Raw genomic sequence first — 21,191 nt, 5'->3', positions numbered from 1 at the left:
GCCGCGGTGGGGGGAGAGCCGCTGATGGTGGACTGGGGAGGTCTGGTCGACAAGGGCATCGACAAGATCGGTGACGGGATCGACAAGGGCAAGGAACTCGTCGGCGAGGGCGTCGACTATGTGACCGACAAGGCCGGTGAGGGCCTGGAGAAGGTCGGGGCGCACGACTGGGCGGACGCGGTCGAGGACTGGGGGGATGAGACCGCCTCCTCGCTCGGTGCGACGGTCGGGGAGCAGCAGCTCGGGCAGACCGAAGATGCGGACGAGCTGATCCACGGCAAGCCGGAGAAGATCGCCGAGGCGGTGAAGAACCTCCGTGACTTCCAGAAGGCGTTCGACCTGGTCGGCAGCGGCATGAGGAAGCTGGACTCCGGTCACTGGAAGGGCGAGGCGGCCGACACCTTCCGGGAGAAGTTCCAGACCCTGCCCACGGACTGGCTGCACGCTGCCGACGCGATGGAGAACGCGGCCAAGGCCCTGGAGACGTACTCGAAGGCGGTCGTGAGCGCGCAGGGCAAGGCGCGTGAGGCGATCGCGCTGTACCAGGAGGGCGACAAGGACTCCAAGACGGCGGCCGACACGTACAACAAGAAGGTCGACGCCTACAACGCGGCCCGCACCAGCGACAGTCCGTTGCCGGACCCCGGCGCGTTCTCTGATCCCGGTAAGTCCAAGCGGCAGCGCGCCCGGGAGATCCTGAACGAGGCCCGCAAGGCCCGCAACGAGGCCGGGGACACCGCGAAGGCGGCGATGACCACCGCGCTCGCCCACGCGCCGAAGGAGCCGACCGGACGCGAGCGGGCCAAGCTCGAGCTGATGGACTACGGGATGGGTCAGGGCATCGAACTGGCCCACTTCGGCGGCGGTGTCGTCAAGGGCACGGCCGGCCTGGTCAACTTCGTGCGCTCTGTGAACCCGATCGACCCGTACAACCTGACCCACCCGGCGGAGTACTACAAGGGCGTCAACATGACGCTCGCCGGCCTGGTGTCCACGGTGGCCAACCCCGACCGGGCGCTGAAGAACGCCTGGGACGCGGCGAAGGGCGACCCGTCGGAGTTCCTCGGCCGCCTGGTGCCCGAGCTGCTCGGAACGAAGGGAGGCGGCGCGATCAAGGGCGGCCTGCGAGCCGGCCTGAACGGCACCAAGCACTTGCCCGACGGCCACAAGCCAGGCGGCAGCCGCGGGGACCACGAGAAGAACCCGGACAGCAACGGAAAGACATGCGGCGAGACGGCGTGCAAGAGCGACCCGATCGACATCGCAACGGGCCGCATGCTGCTCCCTCAGACGGACATCACCCTGCCCGGCGCACTGTCGCTTGTCTTCCGGCGCACCTTCGACTCCTCGCGCCGCTCAGGGCGCTGGTTCGGCCCGGCGTGGTCGTCGACGGTCGATCAGCGATTGGAGATCGACTCAGAGGGGGTGATATTCAGCTGTGACGAGGGCAGCCTGCTCGCCTATCCGCACCCGGCCCCAGGCGTCCCGGTCATGCCCACCCATGGCCGGCAGTGGCCTCTGGACCGGGTCGAGGACGGCTACACCATCACCGACCCCGGCACAGGAAGGGTCCGGCACTTCGTCGATCACAGCGGCGACATCGCACTCCTCGCACAGATCGACGATCGCAACGGCCGCTGGATCGCCTTCGAGTACGACGAGACCGGTGCCCCGACCGCGCTCGTCCACCACGGTGGCTACCACCTGAAGCTCACCACGAGCGAAGGCCGAGTGGTGGCCCTCCACCTTGCGGGGGCCGCGGCGGACGGATCCGACCAGGAGATCCTGCGCTACGGCTACACCGGCGGCCACCTGACCGAGGTCACCAACTCCTGCGGCCGCCCTCTGCGCTTCGAATGCGACGAGCACGGCCGCATCGCCTCGTGGATCGACACCAACGGCAGCCAGTACGACTACACCTACGACGATCAGGACCGCTGCACCTATCAGTCGGGCACCAACGGACATCTTGAGGGCACTTTCACCTGGGACGACGTGGACCCAACGACCGGGCTCCGTCTGACCACCTTCAGCGACGGGCTGGGGAACACCGAGCGCCATCTGATCAACGATCGCGCTCAGGTCGTCGCCGAGATCGACGCACTGGGCGCGGTCACCCGCTTCGAATACGACCGCCACAACCGCCTGCTGTCCCGCACGGACCCGCTGGGCCACGTCAGGCGGTCTACCTATGACGAACACGGTTGCATGACCGAACTGGAACGCCCGGACGGACGGCGGACACGGGTCGAGTACGACGACTGCGGCAAGCCGACCCGCATCATCGGCACCGACGGCAACATCACGCGGCAGACCTTCGACAAGCGCGGCAACCGCACCTCCGTGACCGACCCCTCCGGTGCCACGACCCAGTTCGCCTACGACGCGGCCGGCCGACTCACCTCGGTGACGGACCCGTTCGGCGCCACGACCCGGCTATCCCTGGACAATAGGGGCCTACCCGTGGAGATCACCGATCCCCTGGGCGCCACCACCCGCTACGCATATGACGCATTTGGGCGCACGATCCAGGTCACGGACGCGCTCGGCGCGGCGACCCGGATGGAATGGACCGTCGAGGGCCGACCGTCCCGCCGGACGGCGCCCGACGGCACAGTGGAATCCTGGACCTACGACGGCGAGGGCAACTGCCTCAGCCACACCGATGCCATGGGGGGCACCACTCGTTTCACGTACACAGACTTCGACCTGCTGACCTCACGCACCGGTCCGGACGGCGTCCGCCACGAGTTCGGTCATGACGCGAACCTGCGACTGACAAGGGTGACCAACCCGCAGGGCCTGACGTGGGACTACACCTACGACGCCGCAGGCCGCATCGTCAGAGAGACGGACTTCGACAACAGGTCACTCAGCTACGACTACGACGCATCGGGCCGCCTGACCTCCAGGACGAACGGTTTGGGCCAGAGGATCCGGTTCGACCGCGACAGCGTCGGCCGGATCGTCCGCAAGGATGCCGATGGGGCGGTCAGCACCTATGAGTACGACCTCTCCGACCAACTGGCTGCGGCCACCAGCCCGGACGCCACTCTGGAACGCCTCCGTGACCGTTTCGGACGTCTGAGGTCGGAGACGCTCAACGGCCGAACTCTGATGTACACCTACGACGATCTCGGGCGGAGAGTAGGGCGGACCACGCCGGGCGGTGTGCGCAGTGAGTGGTCGTACGACGCGGCGGGTCGCAGGACGAAGCTGACCGCCTCCGGCCGAGAGATCGTCTTCTCATTCGACGCGCTGGGCCGTGAAGTGGATCGCACGATCTCGGACTTCGCAGCACTGAGTTCGTCGTACGACGACATGAGCCGCCTGACAGTCCAAGAAGTCACATCCCGAGGCAGCCGTCTCCGGCACCGCGCTTACGGCTACCGCCACGACGGCGGACTTGTCTCTATCGTGGACGGACTGTCGGGCACGCGGCGCTTTGACCTGGACGGCGCAGGTCGGGTGGTAGCGGTTAGCGCCGACGGTTGGACGGAGCGGTACGCCTACGACGAGGTCGGTAACCAAACAGAAGCGAAGTGGCCTACTACACAGCCATCGCATTCCGCAACGGGGACACGCACCTACCAAGGCATGCGCATCACGCAGGCAGGCTCCATTCGCTACGAGTACGACGGCCAAGGCCGGATCGTCCTGCGTCAGAAGAGCCGCCTCTCCCGAAAACCGGAAACCTGGCGGTACGAGTGGGATGCAGAAGACCACTTGGTTTCGGTGACCACGCCGGACGGCACGGCCTGGCGGTATACCTACGATCCACTGGGCCGTCGAATATCCAAGCAGTCTCCGCTGGAGACCGTCCACTTCATTTGGGACGGGACCAATCTCTGCGAACAGGTGAGTTCGAACGTCGTCCTGACCTGGGACCACGCAGGCACGCGCCCTCTGTCCCAGACGGAACGCCGCACCGACAGGGATGACGAACGCTTCTTCGCGATCATCACCGATCTGATCGGCACCCCGACGGAACTCGTAGACGAATCGGGAACGGTGGCCTGGCACACCCGCACGACTCTTTGGGGCACCACAGCGTGGAACCGGTCGGCCACTACCTATACCCCGCTCCGCTTCCCAGGTCAGTACTACGACCCGGAATCAGGCCTGCACTACAACTACTTCCGCTTCTACGATCCCGAGACGGCTCGCTACCTCTCATCGGACCCGCTGGGCTTGGCCCCGACCCCGAATCCGGCGGCCTACGTCCACAATCCGCACACGTGGAGGGATCCGCTCGGCCTTGTACCAGATGGGTGCCCTGAAACACCTGCCAAGGTCGGCCGCGGCCTGGAGGAAACCAAAGCGAAGGCACTGAGAGAGGCCGGCATACCAGAGGGCGCCGAACCCTTTCTCGTGGACGACTACGTCCCGGCAACGACCCCCGAGTGGCAGGGCTCGAAGCAGCTGTTGGATGATAACCATCAACCGATATTCTATCGGGAGGAGGCGTACGCACACCCCAACGGCGAGGACATCATCGTCTTCCAAGATCATTGGTTTGGCCACCAGAAGCCCGGGGAGCCGGGGTATCAACCGTCACACGTACATGTGAGACCAATTGATGATACACGCAATGGCCACATACCCGGAACAGAAAAGCACTACTACTATGACCGATAGCGTAAGTCTGGTAAACCCCGAAACTCTCCTCCGCCTCTACGGAGAGATCCCACCTCTCGAAAACTTTCGCTTTCGCTCGATGAACCTGGACTGGCAGGGGCCGAAGGTCACCCTCCGGGTAGATCTTTTGACTTTCCCCCAAATTGTTCCCCCGGAATGGCATGGCACGGACGTCGACACCGTTCAATGCCATCTGCAGTTTCTCGCGGTGGCAGATTTTTCGCTGACGCGGTGGGACCCATCGGTGAAATCTGCATGGCTCACCACAAAGCGACTGGATGCAGAGCGCAGGCTACAGGTACAGGTGAAGGGTGCCGGTTTGAACCTTGAATTCACAAGTAGCGAGTCCGTTCTGGTTGGACATGTAAGCGCCTTCAAAATGGGGAAAGAAGGAACGGACGAAGGGCGCCACCTCTTCTCCAGCAAGCTGGACCAGATGCGTCACAACCACATTCCCGCAACAGACGAAAAGACATTTTATGCGCGACTCTGATTGGACTGCCAGCATAGACTCCTCGGAATGGTTCACCAGAATCTATGGAACACCTCCCGAGCTCGACGATTGCCGTCTGTACTTTGTGCAGATCGATGAGCGGGATAGCTCGGTGACGTTTTCATTCGAAACATCTGACCTCCCTGTGGACCCACCCCTCGAATGGGGGAATCGGGAGTACAACACAGTTGAGTTCTTCCTGAAGTTCACAGGCGTGAGAAATCTCCGGATCACCGGCTGGGACTTCAGCGCTCGCGATGCCTCGGTCACCCTGACCCATCGCAGAGATGAGGGCCTGCAGGTGACCGTGAAGGGAGAAGGCTCCCATCTCGACTTCACTGCCGCTGCGTCCCTTCTCACCCGGACGCGTGCCTATCTCGCTGCGGACGGGACATGACAGCACCGGAGTCGGCCGCAACGTGACAAGAAGGCGTGACAGGAGGTACCAAGAAAGGCTGTTACTCATGTGACTTTCGCTTCGGACGGTCGTTGATCTGAGCCTGGGGAAACGTCAGTCGCGGCCATGGATCCTGTCGGATGAGTTGTGGTTGCTCGTCGAGCCGTTGCTGCCTGAGCCGGCGCCGAAGCAGGTGGAGGGGCGTCCTCGGGTGCCGGACCGGCAGACACTCTGCGGGATCCTGTTCATGCTGCATACCGGGATCCAGCGGGAGTACTTGCCCCAGGAGTTGGGCTTCGGGTCCGGGATGACCTGCTGGCGGCGTCTGGCCGCCTGGAACGATGCCGGCGTGTGGGATCAACTGCATCTGGTGCCGCTGAAGAAGCTGCGGGCCGCGAAGAAGCTGGACTGGTCGCGGGCGGTGATCGACTCGTCCCACGTCAGGGCCGCTCGACGGGGCCCAAAAGCGGTCCCAGCTCGGTCGACCGAGCACGTCCGGGCGGCAGGCACCACCTCATCGTCGACGGCCAGGGCATCCCACTCGCCGTTCGCCGTAGTGCTGACCGGCGGACCCGCAACGACGTCACCCAGCGGATGCCGCTGCTGCAGAAGATCCCACTGGTCGCCGGGTTAGGTTCTGCGGGGAACGTGGATCCGTGCGAGGACCTCGATCATCTGCAGCGCGTCGCCCCACTGGCCGTGCGTGACTAGGAAGGCCAAAGGTTTGCAGCCGCCTTCACCGGCGAGGTGAATCTTGCAGGTCAGGCCGCCCCGTGACCGTCCGAGTCCTTCGTCGGGGCGGTGGTGCAGAGGCGTTGTCCCTTTACCGGGACACGTGGCTTCTTCTTGCGAGCGCCAGCCGCATGCTGATGGGCACGGCAGGACGTCGAGTCGACGCTGACCATGCTCCAGTCGATCCGGCCCCCGAGGTCGGCGTCGGCTTGGACGGCACACAGGATCCGGTCCCACGTGCTGTCCGCCGACCAATGCCGGTGCCGTTCATAAACGTTCTTCCAGCTGCCAAAACCATCGGGAAAGTCCCGCCACGGTATGCCCGTCCGAACCCGGAACAAGATCCCGTTGATCACTCTGCGGTGGTCGTTCTACCGTCCCCCACGCAGCCCCGACGCTGCCGGATCGGGCGCAGGTCCTTGCCGGCCGCGCGCTGCTGATTGTGAGCGTCGCAGAGCTTGTTGGAGCGCATAGGCCGTTCACATGGCGGGTACAGGGAGGACCCTGGCGGGAACGCCGTGCATGTCTTGCCGACCATGATGGGAGCGTGCGGCTGAGAGGTCTGGATGTCCGTCACGGCCGGAGGGTATAGGGCGGGCCTGACAGGGCGCCCGCTGCAGGCATGGAACGACGGCTCCGTGGCTGTCGGGCGCAGAGTGGATGTCAGTGTGGCGCAGGGTTTCGTCAGTGGCGCATCGCAGGTCAACTGCTCCAGCGGGCCACGATGGCGTGATCGACGCGGAAGAGAACGTCGCACTCCGCGCAGTACGCACTGCCGAAGACGTAGGTCAGCTTGCTCGCGACTTCGTGCTGACCATCGGCGAGAGCACGCGCGTGAAGCCGCTTGGCCATCCCTTCCAAGGAGGAGGGGTCTGCGGGCTGCAACTCCCTACGGTGCCCAGCAGCCTCGTTCATGTAGAAGCCGTCGGTCGTTGAGAAGTAGCCGTACTCGCCGAACACCACGAAGTTCTCGGCCTCGCACACAGGGCAGGGAACCTCGAACTCGTCACCGCTGAGACCGTGCAGTTCCTCCCCCCACACCTCGACTCCCTCGAAAGCCAGCAGGGCTTCCAGCAGTTCCACATAGCGATCTGGACTGCCGGTCAGCGACGGATGGCGCAGTGCCCGCTCCACCAGCTCGATCAGCTCAGCGATCTCGGCAGCGTAGGCATCTTTTGGATCAGGCGTCCCGTAGGGACGGTCGGTGCTGGCGACGATGGAAGCGGCCAAGAGCAAGGGCATGGTTCGGTCTGTAGCCGTCAACTGGCGCGCCTTCTCGGCGAGCGCGGGCAGGGCGGCGTAGCTCGCGGAGTATACCGTTCCTTGGTGGCACAGGCGGGACCAGAGCTCGTTCCACGCGGGACTCTCCGGATCGGGCCCGGCTGCCTTGAGGAGGCCGGGCACGTCTTCGGCGGTGCCGTAGGCATGGGTGAGCTGAGACCATTCCGTCATAGGGCTGATCAAAGCAGACGCTTCCAGCAGCAAAGACTGCGCCCTGGTGTCGGGCGACACGAGCGAGTCAGTGGTCGGCGGCGTGGCGTGTGGCAGTTCTGGGGCCTCTCTGGATCTTCGAGCTGTGGTGAACGCGGTGCTGGACGTACAGTGACGCGCGGGGCCCTGCGGTGAGGGCCGCGTGGGGAACAGGCAGGCTCTGCATGATGCGGAAACCGGACCGGACCGCCTGGTGGGAGCAGCTGCCGGCGGGGATCCGCGACCAGATCGACGGGTACGTCCTTCAGGACGCCATGCTCGCGGCGATCCGTGTCGTCGTCGATGTCGGCCTGGTCCGTGATGATGCGGGGGTCGGTACTGCTCAGCTCATCGTCGGCGACCGCTACGCCCACTACGGCGACAGGATCGCCCGTGCCCCGCACAGTCCGCTGGACCTGGAGTCCTTGGCCTACCGTGCTGGCGGCGCCGCTGGCCGCATCGTGGCGATCGAGGCGATCTGGGAAGGCGACACCGTCCACGACTGGTATGTGAGACTGCTGGCCATCACCGCGGAACCCGCGGAAGAGCATGTGCTGGCCACCCTCTACGCGAGCACGGCCAAGCGGTACCTAGGCGAGGACGAGGACGGTAGCCCACGTCATCCGGCGGCGATTGCCGCTGAAAGGGCTGGTAGCGGTCTGGCCGCCTACCTTTCGGTTCCCTTCCATTTCGCGAGTCCGGACACTCCGGACGACGAGGCTCCGCGCTGGCAGCCGACCACGTTGAGGGAGCCCGGCCTTTAGCGGTTATTCGGTCGGCTTCGGTTGCGGGCTTTCTCGGGTGGCGATGGCTGCGTCGTACGCGGCCAGGGTCCGGTAGAGGGGGGAGCGGCCGACGCCGAGCTGCCGGGCGATCGAGGCCACGGATTCCTTGGCGTCGCGGCGCCGTAGCGCGACGGCGAGCATGTCGCCGTCGACGGCTGGCGGGCGGCCGCCGTGGTTGCCCTTCTCGGCGGCAGTATCCAGGCCGGTCAGGGTCCGTTCGTGTATGAACTCCCGCTCGACTGCCGCCATCACGGCGAACACCACCAAGAGGACCTTGCCCGCGCCTTGCGGGTCGTACATCCCGGCGAGCGGGCCGCTGAGGATCTCCAGGCGGTGGTCGCGTTCGGCGAGGTCCTGCACGGAGGTGATGAGCTCGACCATGTTGCGGCCCAGGCGATCGAGCATCGTGACGGTGAGGGTGTCAGCTGGGCGGAGGTCGGCGAGGGCGGCGTTGTACTCGGGGAGGATCTTCTCCCGGGTGCCGACCTTCTCGACGTAGATGCGCACGCAGCCTTCAGGAGGCGGAACAGCCGGTGAGGTGACGCGAGCCGCGTTCCTGGCCAAGGACGTCGAAACTCCGGTGTTCGTCCGGTTCTCCACCGTGCTCGGCTCACGTGGCTCCGCCGACACCGTCCGGGACACACGTGGGTTCGCGACCAAGTTCTACACGGAAGAGGGGACGTTCGACCTGGTCGGGAACAACATTCCCGTCTTCTTCATCCAGGACGCGATCAAGTTCCCCGACATCATCCACGCCGGAAAGCCCCATCCGGACCGGGAGATCCCGCAGGCGCAGAGCGCCCACGATACTTTCTGGGACTTTGTCTCCCTGCATACCGAGGCCACCCACCACACGCTGTGGAACATGTCCGACCGCGGCATCCCCCGCTCCTTCCGCATGATGGAAGGCTTTGGGGTACACACGTTCCGCCTGGTCGACGCGGCCGGTGCCACGGTGCTGGTGAAGTTCCACTGGAAGCCGAAGCTGGGCGTGCACTCCCTGGTCTGGGAGGAGGCTCAACTGATCAACGGCATGGATCCCGACTTCCATCGAAGGGACCTCGCCGACGCCATCGAGTCCGGCGCGTTCCCCCAGTGGGAGCTGGGCATCCAGATCTTCCCCGACACCCCGGAGCAGACCTTCGAGGGAATCGACCTCCTGGACCCCACCAAGTTCGTGCCGGAAGAACTCGCACCTGTGCAGCCCATCGGGCTGATGACCCTGAACGCCAACACCAGCAACTACTTCGCCGAGACCGAACAGGTCGCCTTCCACCCCGGCCATCTCGTCCCGGGCATCGAGGTCACCGACGACCCGCTTCTCGCCGGACGGCTCTTCTCGTACCTCGACACCCAGATCAGCCGGCTCGGCGGCCCGAACTTCGGCCAGATCCCGATCAACCGCCCCCACGCGCCCGTCAACGACATGCTCCGCGACGGCATGCACCAGACCGCCGTGCACACCGGCGTCGCCCCCTACCGGCCCAACAGCCTCGACCAGGGCTGCCCCTTCCTCGCCGGCGCCGACACGGGCGCCTTCATCGAAACGCCTGTGAAGGTCCCCGCCGCGAGCAAGCGCCGCGAAGCCTCCGCCTCCTTCGCGGACCACTTCACCCAGCCCCGACTCTTCTGGCTCAGCATGACCCCGCCGGAACGCGAGCACATCATCGCCGCCTACACGTTCGAGCTGAGCAAGTGCTACGAGCAGCCGATCAAGGAACGCGCCCTGCGCGTGCTGGCCAACATCGACCCCCAACTCTGCGGACAGGTCGCCACCGGCCTCGGGCTGCCGACACCCAAGGCGACCGTTCCCCTCGCCGACACCGACCCGAGCCCCGCCCTCTCGCAACTCGGAGCGACCTGGCCGACGGACGGACGCGTGATCGGGATCGTCGCCGACGAGGGCGCCGACCTGGACGGTGTACGCGCAGCCCGGCAGGCCGTACTGGCGGCCGGCATGGTGCCTCTCGTCATCGCGCCTCGAGGCGGCACCCTCGGCACCGCCGGGGACCCGATCACCATCCAGCGGACCTTCGCCAACGCCCGCTCCGTCGAATTCGACGCGCTCTTGCTCGCCGGTGCGCCTGGGCACGGAGCCGACGCCTACGGTGCACGGGACGCCAAGGCAGGGATGGCCACCGCCGGCGACCCCGACCCCCGGGTCCTCCTCCTGCTCACCGAGGCCTACCGCCACGGCAAGGCCATCGGCGCGTGGGGTAGCGGCGAGGAGCTGCTCCGGGCCGGCGGCATCGGCTCCGAGGGCGACGGCATCGACGTGACCGACAGCGGCACAACGGCGGTCGAGAAGGTCAAGGACGCCCTGGCCGGGCACCGCGTCTGGGACAGGTTCCCGGCCGCGCTCTGACCACCCCGGGCCATGCCTGTGCCCCACCCGCGGCGTGCTCCCACTTGCTTTCCCGCTGCGTTGGTGCCGCGCTGATCCGGTCGGTCCGTACTCGAGCGGTCCCGTGTCCCGGGAGGGGGCCATGCGGCGGTCGCAGGCCGTGGCGCCAGTCGCTCATGCCCGGCCTTGCGGCACAGCGGACGATCCCCGCCCCCGCTGCAGCCGCCCGCACATCGCGCGCCCCGCAAGCCCGGTGTGCGGGCGGCCCCTCCTCCTTCAGCCCCCGCACAGCGGCAAGCAGTCGATGGCCCACGCGTCTCTCCGCGACGTCCCCCGCACCGTCCCGGCGCCGCACCCCGCACCCAAGCCACCCGCACCCGCCACGCGCGCGACGTCCCCGCCGCCGGCGGCATCGCCTGCCGCGCCATCGCGGCGTACGCCGCCGTCGTTCCGCGCCGTGCTCCGCCACCGCTATTGCACTCGCCTGCTGACGGCTTCGGTGACCGGCCGTCTCCCGATGGGCATGGTGCCCGTCGCGCTGATCCTCGCCGCCGGGGCCGACGGGCACTCCCTCGCCACCGCCAGCCTCCTGGCCGTCCTCGCCGTCGCTGCCGCAGCCACCCTCGCCGGTTCGCTCGCCTTCGCCACCGTCCACCCCGCTCGCGTCTGGTGGCTGGCACCCTGGCCCCAGCGACGTTCTCGGCGTCCTGCGCTCGCCCGCCATACGCTCTCTTCTGGCATCCCTGGTGTTCCTCGGCGCCCTCGACGTCGCAGCTATCGCCGCGGCCGAACAACAGGTCAGCGCCGTACGGCGGGCGCGGTCCGCTCGCGCACGCCGTCTGAAGAAGGACTTGGAGGTCTCGCAGCGACAGCGCTACGCCGCTGCCACGGGCCGGGTCCTGATGGCCGGGATGAACTGCGTCAGACCGGGTCGCGAGACCCGTCTGATCTACCGGACCCAGACGTACCGGGGCCGCACTGGCGAGAAGACGGGCTTCCGGGCCCGCGAGTTCGCGGACCTGCTGGCCTCTGCCCGCCGGCAGCTCGACGGTGCCCCGCTGATCGTGGTGTGGGACAACGCCAGCACTCACCACGCCAAGGCGTTGCGGGAGTTCTGCGAACGCAACAGCAAATGGCTGACCATCGTCAAGCTCCCGCCTTACGCACCCGACCTCAACCGGGTCGAAGGCGTATGGGCCCACCTGAAGAAGTCCCTGGCCAACCTCGCACCCCGCACGATCGACGACCTCACCCCGCTCGTGAAGAACCGCCTACGCGCCATCCAACGCCGACCGCAGATCCTCGTCGGTTTCATAGCCGAGACCGGACTCGGTCTGGAGCCTCCGTAGCCTGTCACCCCACCCTTTCAACCTCAGCGGCAACGTCAGCGGACGGGGGCGAAGCAGGATGGCGGTTCGTCGCCGTCGCTGGCGGTCGTCTCGGTCATCGCCGGGCCGTTGAGCGCGGTGCTGAGGATGTCGATGTCTGCTGACTACTGCGACGCATAGCTTGTTGTCTGGAAGCAAGCGTTGATCAAGGTCGTGAAACGATTTTCGGATGGCTCGTAGCGACCTGACGGATGCACAGTGGGAGCGGCTGGAGGCTGTGTGGCCGCTGCTGCCGAGGATGGGGCGGACCACTCCCGCCTCACACCGGTGGCTGGTCGACCCGGTCCGCGGCTTGCCGGCGAAGAATGCCAATGGTTTTCTGAGGCCAGGCGGGAGAGGGACGGAACCTGATCCCTCGTCAAAGTTCGTAGGGGTAGAGACTGACATTCTCGCGCTCGAAGAAGAGCTCGGCCCACGTGTCGGCGACGTCATCGGGGAGCGGATCAGCGAAATCCAGCAGGATCTTGGTGCCGTCCAAGTCCAGTACTGCGGCACCGTCCTGGGTGAGGCTGAGCTGTCCGCGCAGGACCATCCGCACCACCTACGGGCCTGCGGGAATCCAAGAAACAGGAGACCCGGCAGCTCATCTCCGATGTCGCCACCGGCTTGTTCCTCGCCCAGGGTTTCGAGCAGACCACCATCGCCGACATCGCCGACATCGCCGCCGCCGCGCGGGCGGCGAAGAAGACAGTGACCAACTACTTCCCACGCAAGGAGGACCTGGCCCTGGACCACCAGGACGCCTTCACCGTCTCCCTGGCCTCTACGGTGGCCGACCGCCAGGCCGGCGAGTCAGCCCTGTCGGCCCTGCGCCGCACCTTCACCGAAGCGGTCGTAGCCGCCGACCCGGTCGCCGGGTTCTCCGGCCCTGACTTCGCCCGCATGATCGCCGACAGCCCTACCCTCTCCGCACGCCTACGCGACCTGCACGACCTGCGAGAGGCCGCCTTGGCCGACGCTGCCGGCGCACTGCTCCGTGTCGACGATCCCCTCCTGGCCGCGAACCACTTCTCCGGCCTCCTGCTGTGGATTCCGGTGAACAAGGCCATGTTCACCGGCCGGTCCCAGGACACCGAAGCCGACCTCGACCGCTACGCCGCCGCCGGCGCCCGCGTCTTCCTCGCCGCCTATCGCTGACCACCGCGCCGCAACAGCCGATCTGTCAGACCGGAAAGGGGCCGCATGACGGCTTCGCGTTCGTAGGGGTCGGAGGGGCCTGAGGGGTCGGAGATCTTCAGGCCGCTTCCGTTGTCGGTGCCGGCGACGGGGCCTGGGCGTGCTGGATGACGTGGGTGAGTTCGTGGGCGAGGGTGTGTTTGTCGGTGCCGCAGTCGCCGCGGGGGAGTAGCCGCCGGGGGTGTAGGCGCGGGCTCTGACCTCGGCGCCGAGCCGGGACTCCATGTCGGTGCGGGTGGCGTCGTTGAGGGGACGTCCAGAGGTGCGCAGCACGTCGTGGACGGCCGAGCGCTGCACGGCGGGCTGTCCGGCCCGTGCGTTCTGCTGGTGGCCGCAGCCGGCCGCGTGCTGGTGCTGCTCCTGGGCCCAGGGGGACCCGCCTGGCGCAGGAGCTGAATCAGCGCCGTGTTCCCGGCGGGTGCGCTGGATGTCGGGGGCATCGGATGGGGCGAGCTGCTGCAACCGTATGGCTCAACCGTCCCTCGTCCTCGAGAGCTCCATACGAAATGATCTTCGAGGTGGCCGGGCGCTTGGTGAGCCCTTGCGTAGGCGGTCGGCCTGGCTGTCGGTCTTCTCCGGGATGACAGTGCTCACCCAGGTAGCCGTCGGGGTCGAGCACGCGCTCCAGCAGGGTGGCGGGCAGTGTCTCGGTCAGCTCGCCCGTCTCCCTCTTGCCCGTGTCCGGTGCGCGGGTGGGCTGTGGGGCCGCCGTGTCGAACGCGTCGTCAGCGGGGCCGGCCGCTATCGCAGGGCTGCGGGGCTTCGTCGGGTTCGGCATCCCCGGTTCACTGGTCGACGACCCCGGACTCCGGCCGCGGCTTCGGGTGAAGGGCCTGCGGGAGCTCGCGCCCGGGGTGTTCGTCTTCGCGCTGATGCTCACCGCTACCCCGTGGGTGCCGGGCTGGTACCTGATCGTGTTCGCCGCCGTACCCGCTGGAGACGCCCTCGTCGTGTTGCGCAGCGGCGGGCCGAAGGCCACCGCGTACGGCGTCCACGCCGCGACCTCCGCGGTGATGCTGCCGACCGGCATCTGCCTCCTGGTCTGACGCGCCGGATCCACGCCCTGGCGCGAGAAGATCCGGCTCGACCTCTGTGGTGCCGGCCCACCCCCGGGGGCCTGCGGCGATGACCTCACTGATCCGGCTACTCCTGTAACCGGCACGGCGTGGGTCACTCCCGTGGCAGCACGGTGAGCACGCGGATGACGTGCTCGCGGAATTCCTTCATGAAGTCGCTCAGGAACTGGCGGGTCGATTCGTCTCTGACTTCGCCGTCTTCGCCGAACACCTCGGGTGTGAACTTGATGTACGCCTCGGGCGCGGTCATCTGCCGAGCGTTGCAGAACGCCATCACCGCCCTCAGGCTCTGCTGGGCGACCGCTGTGCCGATCTGCCCGATCGATGCGCCGATGAGCGCAGCGGGAATGTGGTCGAAGGAGTTCTGCCCCCAAGGGCGCGAGGCCCAGTCGATCGCGTTCTTCAGCGCCCCCGGAATCGACCGGTTGTATTCCGGCGTCACGAACAGCACAGCGTCCGATCGGGTGATCGCCTCCTTCAAGGCGAGGGCCTCCGCCGGGTAGTCGCTGTCGTAGTCAGGGCTGTACAGCGGAAGGTTCCCGATCGGGATCTCGGTGAACCGCAGGTCCTCTGGCGCCAGCCCGATCAGGGCTTTGGACAGCACGCGGTTGATCGAAGTCGAGGACAAGCTGCCGACGAAGTAGCCGACGTCGTAGACAACCATCAGGTACGCCTCCCAGAATCGCTGAAGCCGATCGGGGCGATGAGCGCCCGTTCGGGACAGAAAGCACCTTATGGGGGCGCTGCTGGGGTGCCCGTCCGCGGACACGCGTGACGCGGACACATTCTCTGGCACTCGTCATTGCGCGGGACCTCGTCGACCCCGTGGTGCAGTCGCGCAGGGCTCGGTCCCGGCGGTGGTGTGGTCCACTTCAGCACCTGCGCGTCAGCGTCGCTCGACCCCTGCGGCACCCCCGGGTGCCCCCAGCGGCTGATGTCTGGGCTGACGGCTGGGCGGGTGTGGGGGATGGCCACGGTGGGGCCCGGCGTGCCGGGCTGCGCGACCCGCCGGGAGAGATCCTCGGGAAGCGACGGTCCGAGCTGTCCGCGGATCGGCGGCAGGGGGAGGGCTACGGCAGCTCGCGGCGCACCAACGCACGTGCGAACGGTTCCCCGGTCCTTCGCGCGTAGGCCATCCGCTCGCGCACCTCGCTGAGTGTGCGGGGACGATAGCCGGGGCCGCCACAGCAACTCTTGTGGAAACGCACCCCGGCATTCAAAAGCACCGACAGGGTCCGCCAGGCGGCAGTGTCGCGCCGCCGCGGCGCAGCGAAGGCAGCACCCACATGGATCAACGGCTCGGCGCAGCGAGGGCAGAGCCGCTCGTGGTCACCGGGATACGACTGCTTGTAGGAGGCCCGACACGGCAGGCAGACAAAGGAGGTCTTCGTGTGGGCCATGCCGGCCAGAGTACGGCCAGTCCGGGATGAACTCGACCGGGTTTCCGTGACATCCAGCATGATCGAGGGCGGAGGCTTCACCGTGGGCGTGGGCACGCTGTCACCCGAGCATGACTTCGAGGGATCGGGGCACGAGAGGGTGAAACCTCAAGGAGGAGCAATGTCAGCGTTGTTGACCCGCATCAGGCGCTTCACGCGCAGTCCGCAGGGCCGGCGGGCTGTTGCCGCGGTTCGTCAGGCCGCTCGTGACCCCCGCAATCGTGCGCAAGCCGGCCGCCTCCTGGGTCGCCTGCGTCGGCGGCGGTGAGTTGGGGGATGCAGTCGGAAGAGTCCCGGCCGAGGTGACTGCACCCGGCCGGGCTCAGGCGGTCGGCGCATTGAGCTCGAACGAGATCCGCACCGGGGCCCGCCCGTGCTGTGTCGGCTTCCTCGGGAGTCGTTTCGCGGCCGACCGAACGATCCTGCGCAGTCTGGGGTGCGGTACCAGCCTTCGCCTGGATCCGGTGTCATGAAAGCATCAAGCGATGACCGAACCGAGCAGCGCCGTCGGCCGCACTTTCCGGCGCGAGACCGAACTGGTCGTCAACGAGATCGCCCAGGGGCTCCGCCCGTTGGACGATGGTGTGAGCTGGTTCTCCGGCCTCGCCCCGACGCGCCAGCAGATGGTTCTGCAGGAAGTCGCTGGTTATGCGTTGCAGGCGCACATAACAGCTGTGGACGGCCGTGTGGGGGTGGCGCGGTCCGGCGTGAAGCCCACCGCTAACCCCTCGGTGATGATCTGCATGGACCCGCCCCGCTATGGGTTCGCAGGCATGCCCTCCGCCGAACACGTCAAGGCGTTCCGCGTCCTCGTTTCGGTGTTCGCCGTTGCTGACACCCGCCGCCGCGAGACGTACTGCAAAGGCGCCTGCGGACACGCATGGCACAACCTGCCGGCGGTATCCGAGCAGCCGTAGCATCAGCTACTCCGCCTCTGGCTGGGCCGGCTATCTGGGCGGCACTCCCCGGGTGACAACCTCTGCAGGTCAGCGCGCTGCGGGTGGGGGAGACGTGAGCAAGTCTGGTCAGTCGAGGTGCAGGACTGACCCCCGGCTCACTTCGCCATCACGCGCTCGGCGATACCGGGTGGCGTGATCGGTCGGGCCCCGGCGGGTATGTGAGCCTCTCATCGGCCACCAAACTGGCCGGTCCGTGGGCTTGGTGCCCCGCCAACCCGCTGGAACTAGGGTGGGGACATGGCACTGGTCACAAAGGGATCGCGGCTCATTGGACGGCACTACTTACCGGTGGCGGCTCCGGGGACGGCCGACCTACGACCAGGGCCTCGCCCATTCCCCCCTTACCTACGCAGCCGAGCACGCTGAGACGCCGGGCACCACACTGGTGGCTCGGCGCCTTCTTCCTGCCGTGGTCGCCGCGTGAGACGGCCGGCCCCGTCGTGGCGGCGCGCACCGACTGCGCGTCGATGATCCCCGCGGTGGGCTCGGCCTCGCGGCCCTCGCGGCCCTTGCGTTCACGGAGCGTCCCGCGCGGTCGGTCGTGGAACTGGGCGATCAGCCCGTGCTCGCGCCGGCGGCGGAAGAAGGCGTAGACCCGGGCCCGTGCGGGGAGGTCCGCGGGCCTCGCCCGCCATGTGATCCCGCCCGCGACCAGGGAGCGGATCGCGTGCAGTTGCCGGTGTCGGTAGCCCTTAGGCCGTCTGCCCGGCCCCTGGAACCCGGCCGGCACCGGCAGCAGCGGCCGGACGGCTGTCCACTCCGCGTCCGTCATGTCCGACGCAAACCGGCGCACGCGGTCCGGATGGTCGGCCGCGTCGCCGTACACGTGCGCGAGGCAATCGCACGCCACGGCAGGCGAGCCGCAGTCAACGTGCTCGGGTACATTCCACAAAAGACAGCAGGGCCTTGGGGAACCACTGGGAAGGGGATCGCACCCCCGTGTGCCACCAGGAGGCCCTGCTTTCACGCGCGGAAACCGCCGCGGTCACCCGCTCGAGACTCCCGTTTCATCGACAGCCTTCGAGATCGTGCGGCAGCAACCACTTACGTGTCGGGGTGTTCCGGCAGGGTGAGCCAGTCCGACCAGGAGATCTCGCGGCCGAGGAAGCGCGGCTGCTCGAACGGCCAGTCGGCGGCGATCCACTGCGGCACCAGCTCATCGAGGGCCTGCTCGACCTTGCTGCCCACCAGCTCGTCCACCACCCACCAGGAGATCTCGCCGTCCGCGCCGGCCCTCTCCGGTGGGTCGATGTAGACACAGCCGAGCAGAGCTGTCTCCGCCGCGTCGAACAGCGCGTAGTTGAAGGACTGGTGTGCGGCGATCTCCTTCTCGTGCCGCAACAGGTCGGCCTGGTCGGCCTCGTAGGTCATGGTGGCCGCTGGCCAGCCCCAGGCCGGGCCGAAGACGGTCCACAGCCGCTCGCGCGAACCCATCACAGCCGGATAGTCGAGCGGGGTGTCCGCCTCCCGGATCGGCCGCAGGTGATGACCACCGCCCGGCAGCGGTACCAGGACGGGGTGGACGAAGTCATCGGGAAGCCAGCTCATGGCGCCCGACCGTAGCAGCGCGCGGCCGTCCGCCCCGCTGGATTATCCCCGCATACCGCCATGCCCTGCTCTCATGCCGGGCATGGCCCGCGATCACCCGATCGAGACTCCCGTTCGATCGACAGACTCCATGACCGGTATGGCAACGGCTTCTGAGGCCCTACAACTCAAACAATGAGCGAACCGAGGCCTGGCAGACTTCCTGCACACCTACCACCACCACCGCTGTCACACCGCACTCGGCGGCCATTCAGCCATCAGCCGTGTGAACAACCCTGCGGGTCGATACACCTGGCTTGTTGCGGCTGTGGTCTTGGTCGTCGGGGGGTCAGTGACGTGTGATGACGCGTTCGCGTGCGTGGAGATGCCCTTCCGCCTCGTTCCGCGCACGCGGCGGCAGGACTCCCTCCAGGACGTAACCCGTCTTCTGTGCGACCCGGCAGGAGGCGGGGTTCCCGGCATTGTGGATCAATTCCAGACGACTGAGTCCTGCTCCCGTCCCGGTGTCGAAAGCCCAGCCCGTCAACAGTTCCACGGCCCTGGAAGCGACGCCCAGGCCCCGTGCCGGAGCTCCCGTCCAGTAGCCGACCTCGCCGCACGCCTCGCCCTCGGACCGCTTGAGAACGATGTGCCCCATGACCCGCCCCGTCACGAGGACGGCGAAGCTGAGGCGCTCCCCGGACTCCCAGCCCGCTTCCTGCCTCGCGATCCAGCGCACCGCGTCCTGCAGGCCGGCCACCCGGTGCGAGGTCCAGCGACGCAATTCCTCGTCATCGGCCAGCACCGCCAGCGCCTCGGCGTCACCCGGCTCCCAGGGACGCAGCGTCAGATCGGCCAAGTCCAGTTTCACGGTCATCAGCACGCGGTCCTTCCTGCCTTCCCGCACCCTAAGGGCTGTCCCGTAATCCGCGGCGGGCGCACGACGCCGGCTACGGCACCTCGCGGCGTTGTCGGATCGCCCGAATACGCCCAGTATGAGGACGACCCTCCGCCTTGCGATGCACCGCATCCGACGCCGTGCACCGACCCACCGCGGATTACGGGACAGCCCTTACTGATCTTTTCGTAAGTTCTGTGGGGGTGATGGGTGGATGGTCAGGCCGGTGTGGGCGAGGAAGGACCATGGCAGTTGTGGGTTGTGGTTGATGCGGCGGATGCCTTGCTCGGTGGCGTCGGCGACATCGGCGAGGTGGTCGCCGGCGAGGTTGGCGAGTTCACGTTTCTTGAGTGAGGACCACAGCAGCTCCACCGGGTTCAGCTCGGGAGCGTAGGCAGGTAATCGCTCCAGGGTGAGCCAGTCCTGGTCGGCGACCCAGGCCCGCATCGCCCGGCTCCAGTGGGCGGACAGGCCGTCCCAGACCAAGCACTACTTGCTCGCCACGGTAGAACACCTTCATCTGCTCCAGGACCTCGACGAGGGCGGTGGTGTCGTAGCTGCCGGGCTTGAGGTGGAAGCACAGGCGGGCCCCACGACCAGGGTCGGTGGAGTGGTAGCCCAGTGCCCCGGCCATCGACGCGCGTTTCCAGTTCAGGCGGTGCCGTAAGAGCGGGGTGCGGCCCCGGGGCGCGTAGGTGCGGCGGATCTGCGGGAGGAGCGAGACGCCTGATTCGTCGAGGAACACGATCCAGGCACGTGTGTTCACGGCCCCTTTTTGATGCGCGGCCACTCATGCGCGATCCAGCGGGCGATCTCCGACTCGTCCCGCTCGACCGCCCGCCGCTCGGGGCGTTGCAGACTCCATCCGAGCCGGCCGGTCAGCAGTCGCCACACCGACGCCCTCGACAGCACCACTCCCGTCACCCGCTCCACGACGGCGCCAACTCGCTCCAGGGTCCACAGGTCGGCCTCGAAACCATGAGCCTGAGCTCCTCGTGCCAACGCGGCCCGAACGGTCTCGACCTGGGCGTTGTCCAGCTTGGGCGGGCGACCAGTGGCCGCACGCCGCCGCAGGGCCGAAATACCGCCTTCCTCCCACACCCGACGCCAACGCCGCACGCTCTCCGCACACACACCCACTGCCCGCGCGATCTCCGCATTCGAGGCGCCCTCCTCGAACAACTCGACCGCCCGAACACGACGCGCCTCCGCCAACTGAGGCCGTGACAAAGGAGGAAGAGACGAGCCGACAGTCGAAGGAGAGGGTTGATATGCCACCCCGAAAGCCTCCCACTCGCAAGGCAAGCCCACCCACTGAACTTACGAAAAGATCAGTAGACGACCCCGGCCACACTCTTGACCCGCACCGGAAACCTCGAGGCGCTCGACGGCCCCGCGCCAGTGGAGACACGGCCCTCTCCCGCAAGGTCGAACCGGCTCGTCGATACCGCCTCACGCTGTGACCACCGGGGCGACCGGGCCCGTCAAGATGACGGTCCACGCGGCCCCGACGGGCGCACTGTGCCGTGACGGGCCCAGGCGTCAGAGACCCCCCTTCGGACCGGCCCGCGTACGAGGACTTCGACGCGACGGCGGTGGCCGAGCGGTCCCTCGCCTTCGAGCGCCTGGAGCAGCCGGCCCTGGAGCACCTGCTCGAGAAGGTGGAGGCCGAACCGCTGCAACGCCATCGGCCTTGCAGTCCCCGGTCTGCGGCCACCCGGAATGCTGCCGGGACGGCTGCGCGCTGAGCTCGAGTCGGCCGGAGGGGAGATCCGGACTCTACGGGCACACGGAGACGGGATGCGGCAGGCCATTCAGCACAGCTCGGACAGCAACTTCGACGCCCTTGCACCGTGCGCCTGACCGACA

20 protein-coding genes and 3 pseudogenes are annotated in these 21,191 nt (G+C 67.3%); 11 read left to right on the top strand and 12 right to left on the bottom strand.

Annotated elements, in window-relative coordinates; genetic code table 11:
- The first annotated feature begins 24 nt into the window (after positions 1-24).
- The 4 genes from ACE1OA_RS00115 to ACE1OA_RS00100 all read left to right on the top strand — a co-directional run bounded on the left by ACE1OA_RS00115 (position 25) and on the right by ACE1OA_RS00100 (position 6,162).
- The gene (locus ACE1OA_RS00115) at positions 25-4,638 is read left to right on the top strand and encodes a putative T7SS-secreted protein (protein WP_432751940.1); all 4,614 of its coding nucleotides are present in this window, start codon (positions 25-27) and stop codon (positions 4,636-4,638) included.
- Positions 4,580-5,131, top strand: coding sequence for an Imm50 family immunity protein (locus ACE1OA_RS00110; RefSeq protein ID WP_432751939.1), 552 nt, complete (start codon positions 4,580-4,582; stop codon positions 5,129-5,131). Before ACE1OA_RS00115 ends, ACE1OA_RS00110 begins: the two co-directional genes overlap by 59 nt.
- Positions 5,118-5,528 carry an Imm50 family immunity protein gene (locus ACE1OA_RS00105; RefSeq protein ID WP_386539934.1) on the top strand — a complete coding sequence of 137 codons (411 nt, stop codon included), beginning with the start codon at positions 5,118-5,120 and terminating at the stop codon, positions 5,526-5,528. Before ACE1OA_RS00110 ends, ACE1OA_RS00105 begins: the two co-directional genes overlap by 14 nt.
- A 193-nt stretch (positions 5,529-5,721) precedes the next feature.
- Positions 5,722-6,162, top strand: coding sequence for a transposase (locus ACE1OA_RS00100; RefSeq protein WP_432754016.1), 441 nt, complete (start codon positions 5,722-5,724; stop codon positions 6,160-6,162).
- Between the two features lie 5 nt (positions 6,163-6,167).
- On the opposite strand, the pseudogene ACE1OA_RS00095 reads toward ACE1OA_RS00100, so the two are convergent.
- Together ACE1OA_RS00095 and ACE1OA_RS00090 are read right to left on the bottom strand one after the other, a co-directional pair.
- Positions 6,168-6,625, bottom strand: a pseudogene (locus ACE1OA_RS00095) (IS5 family transposase); the annotation flags it as partial.
- A 337-nt stretch (positions 6,626-6,962) separates the two neighbouring features.
- On the bottom strand, positions 6,963-7,772 hold the full coding sequence (locus ACE1OA_RS00090) for a hypothetical protein (RefSeq protein WP_432751938.1): 810 nt from the start codon (positions 7,770-7,772) through the stop codon (positions 6,963-6,965).
- 143 nt (positions 7,773-7,915) lie between these two features.
- On the opposite strand from ACE1OA_RS00090, the gene ACE1OA_RS00085 reads away from it, so the two are divergent.
- Positions 7,916-8,494, top strand: a complete 579-nt coding sequence (locus ACE1OA_RS00085; protein ID WP_386539940.1) for a hypothetical protein — start codon at positions 7,916-7,918, stop codon at positions 8,492-8,494.
- A gap of 3 nt (positions 8,495-8,497) precedes the next feature.
- Here ACE1OA_RS00085 and ACE1OA_RS00080 read toward each other — a convergent pair whose 3' ends face one another.
- Positions 8,498-9,022, bottom strand: a complete 525-nt coding sequence (locus tag ACE1OA_RS00080) for a recombinase family protein (RefSeq protein WP_386539942.1) — start codon at positions 9,020-9,022, stop codon at positions 8,498-8,500.
- On the opposite strand from ACE1OA_RS00080, the gene ACE1OA_RS00075 reads away from it, so the two are divergent.
- Together ACE1OA_RS00075 and ACE1OA_RS00070 are read left to right on the top strand one after the other, a co-directional pair.
- Positions 9,015-10,880, top strand: coding sequence for a catalase (locus tag ACE1OA_RS00075; protein WP_432751937.1), 1,866 nt, complete (start codon positions 9,015-9,017; stop codon positions 10,878-10,880). The two genes, ACE1OA_RS00080 and ACE1OA_RS00075, sit on opposite strands and share 8 nt — an antisense overlap.
- Positions 10,881-11,605: 725 nt before the next feature.
- Complete coding sequence (locus tag ACE1OA_RS00070) at positions 11,606-12,208, top strand: transposase (protein ID WP_432751936.1); 603 nt, start codon at positions 11,606-11,608, stop codon at positions 12,206-12,208.
- 397 nt (positions 12,209-12,605) lie between these two features.
- Here ACE1OA_RS00070 and ACE1OA_RS00065 read toward each other — a convergent pair whose 3' ends face one another.
- Entirely contained in the window at positions 12,606-12,779 is a 174-nt protein-coding gene (locus ACE1OA_RS00065; protein ID WP_384873359.1) for a hypothetical protein, read from the bottom strand.
- 17 nt (positions 12,780-12,796) lie between these two features.
- Here ACE1OA_RS00065 and ACE1OA_RS00060 point away from each other — a divergent pair, with 17 nt between their 5' ends.
- Together ACE1OA_RS00060 and ACE1OA_RS00055 are read left to right on the top strand one after the other, a co-directional pair.
- Complete coding sequence (locus tag ACE1OA_RS00060) at positions 12,797-13,384, top strand: TetR/AcrR family transcriptional regulator (protein WP_432754015.1); 588 nt, start codon at positions 12,797-12,799, stop codon at positions 13,382-13,384.
- A 749-nt stretch (positions 13,385-14,133) separates the two neighbouring features.
- Positions 14,134-14,469, top strand: coding sequence for a DUF4267 domain-containing protein (locus ACE1OA_RS00055; protein WP_384866960.1), 336 nt, complete (start codon positions 14,134-14,136; stop codon positions 14,467-14,469).
- 124 nt (positions 14,470-14,593) lie between these two features.
- Here the strand turns inward: ACE1OA_RS00055 and ACE1OA_RS00050 are convergent, their stop codons facing one another.
- Both ACE1OA_RS00050 and ACE1OA_RS00045 read right to left on the bottom strand, forming a co-directional pair.
- The gene (locus ACE1OA_RS00050) at positions 14,594-15,163 is read right to left on the bottom strand and encodes an NADPH-dependent FMN reductase (RefSeq protein WP_356777697.1); all 570 of its coding nucleotides are present in this window, start codon (positions 15,161-15,163) and stop codon (positions 14,594-14,596) included.
- A 406-nt stretch (positions 15,164-15,569) separates the two neighbouring features.
- The gene (locus tag ACE1OA_RS00045; RefSeq protein ID WP_356777695.1) at positions 15,570-15,899 is read right to left on the bottom strand and encodes a deoxyxylulose-5-phosphate synthase; all 330 of its coding nucleotides are present in this window, start codon (positions 15,897-15,899) and stop codon (positions 15,570-15,572) included.
- Positions 15,900-16,423: 524 nt separating this feature from the next.
- On the opposite strand from ACE1OA_RS00045, the gene ACE1OA_RS00040 reads away from it, so the two are divergent.
- Positions 16,424-16,855: a DUF5958 family protein gene (locus tag ACE1OA_RS00040; RefSeq protein ID WP_432751935.1), complete on the top strand. Its 432-nt coding sequence runs from the start codon at positions 16,424-16,426 to the stop codon at positions 16,853-16,855.
- A 307-nt stretch (positions 16,856-17,162) separates the two neighbouring features.
- On the opposite strand, the gene ACE1OA_RS00035 is transcribed toward ACE1OA_RS00040, so the two are convergent.
- A complete protein-coding gene (locus ACE1OA_RS00035; RefSeq protein WP_384866955.1) occupies positions 17,163-17,669 on the bottom strand; it encodes a transposase in 507 nt (168 codons plus the stop codon).
- Between the two features lie 272 nt (positions 17,670-17,941).
- On the bottom strand, positions 17,942-18,445 hold the full coding sequence (locus ACE1OA_RS00030; RefSeq protein ID WP_384866953.1) for an N-acetyltransferase: 504 nt from the start codon (positions 18,443-18,445) through the stop codon (positions 17,942-17,944).
- Positions 18,446-18,597: 152 nt separating this feature from the next.
- On the opposite strand from ACE1OA_RS00030, the pseudogene ACE1OA_RS00025 reads away from it, so the two are divergent.
- A pseudogene (locus ACE1OA_RS00025) lies at positions 18,598-18,734 on the top strand (IS481 family transposase); the annotation flags it as partial.
- A 39-nt stretch (positions 18,735-18,773) separates the two neighbouring features.
- Here ACE1OA_RS00025 and ACE1OA_RS00020 read toward each other — a convergent pair.
- The 4 genes and pseudogenes from ACE1OA_RS00020 to ACE1OA_RS00005 form a co-directional block, all read right to left on the bottom strand.
- Positions 18,774-19,301: a GNAT family N-acetyltransferase gene (locus tag ACE1OA_RS00020; protein ID WP_384867277.1), complete on the bottom strand. Its 528-nt coding sequence runs from the start codon at positions 19,299-19,301 to the stop codon at positions 18,774-18,776.
- Between the two features lie 195 nt (positions 19,302-19,496).
- A complete protein-coding gene (locus ACE1OA_RS00015) occupies positions 19,497-19,808 on the bottom strand; it encodes a transposase (protein WP_432751934.1) in 312 nt (103 codons plus the stop codon).
- Positions 19,809-19,875: 67 nt separating this feature from the next.
- Positions 19,876-20,067 (bottom strand): annotated as a pseudogene (locus ACE1OA_RS00010) (transposase); the annotation flags it as partial.
- Positions 20,068-20,084: 17 nt separating this feature from the next.
- The gene (locus ACE1OA_RS00005; RefSeq protein WP_386546702.1) at positions 20,085-20,600 is read right to left on the bottom strand and encodes a winged helix-turn-helix domain-containing protein; all 516 of its coding nucleotides are present in this window, start codon (positions 20,598-20,600) and stop codon (positions 20,085-20,087) included.
- Positions 20,601-21,191: the final 591 nt, after the last annotated feature.

It is taken from the genome of Streptomyces sp. JL2001 (genome assembly GCF_050917515.1).
Taxonomy (GTDB): Bacteria; Actinomycetota; Actinomycetes; order Streptomycetales; family Streptomycetaceae; genus Streptomyces.
Note: the sequence above shows the minus strand (reverse complement) of the source record. Positions and strands in the feature narration are given on the sequence as shown.

Excerpts from the sequence above, each read along its gene's own strand:
- ACE1OA_RS00115 (WP_432751940.1), top strand. The coding sequence starts at position 25 with ATGGTGGACTGGGGAGGTCTGGTCGACAAGGGCATCGACAAGATCGGT.
- ACE1OA_RS00110 (WP_432751939.1), top strand. The coding sequence starts at position 4,580 with ATGATACACGCAATGGCCACATACCCGGAACAGAAAAGCACTACTACT.
- ACE1OA_RS00105 (WP_386539934.1), top strand. The coding sequence starts at position 5,118 with ATGCGCGACTCTGATTGGACTGCCAGCATAGACTCCTCGGAATGGTTC.
- ACE1OA_RS00085 (WP_386539940.1), top strand. The coding sequence starts at position 7,916 with ATGATGCGGAAACCGGACCGGACCGCCTGGTGGGAGCAGCTGCCGGCG.
- ACE1OA_RS00075 (WP_432751937.1), top strand. The coding sequence starts at position 9,015 with ATGCGCACGCAGCCTTCAGGAGGCGGAACAGCCGGTGAGGTGACGCGA.
- ACE1OA_RS00065 (WP_384873359.1), bottom strand. The coding sequence starts at position 12,779 with ATGGTCCTGCGCGGACAGCTCAGCCTCACCCAGGACGGTGCCGCAGTA.
- ACE1OA_RS00050 (WP_356777697.1), bottom strand. The coding sequence starts at position 15,163 with ATGGTTGTCTACGACGTCGGCTACTTCGTCGGCAGCTTGTCCTCGACT.
- ACE1OA_RS00045 (WP_356777695.1), bottom strand. The coding sequence starts at position 15,899 with ATGGCCCACACGAAGACCTCCTTTGTCTGCCTGCCGTGTCGGGCCTCC.
- ACE1OA_RS00040 (WP_432751935.1), top strand. The coding sequence starts at position 16,424 with ATGACCGAACCGAGCAGCGCCGTCGGCCGCACTTTCCGGCGCGAGACC.
- ACE1OA_RS00035 (WP_384866955.1), bottom strand. The coding sequence starts at position 17,669 with ATGACGGACGCGGAGTGGACAGCCGTCCGGCCGCTGCTGCCGGTGCCG.
- ACE1OA_RS00030 (WP_384866953.1), bottom strand. The coding sequence starts at position 18,445 with ATGAGCTGGCTTCCCGATGACTTCGTCCACCCCGTCCTGGTACCGCTG.
- ACE1OA_RS00020 (WP_384867277.1), bottom strand. The coding sequence starts at position 19,301 with ATGACCGTGAAACTGGACTTGGCCGATCTGACGCTGCGTCCCTGGGAG.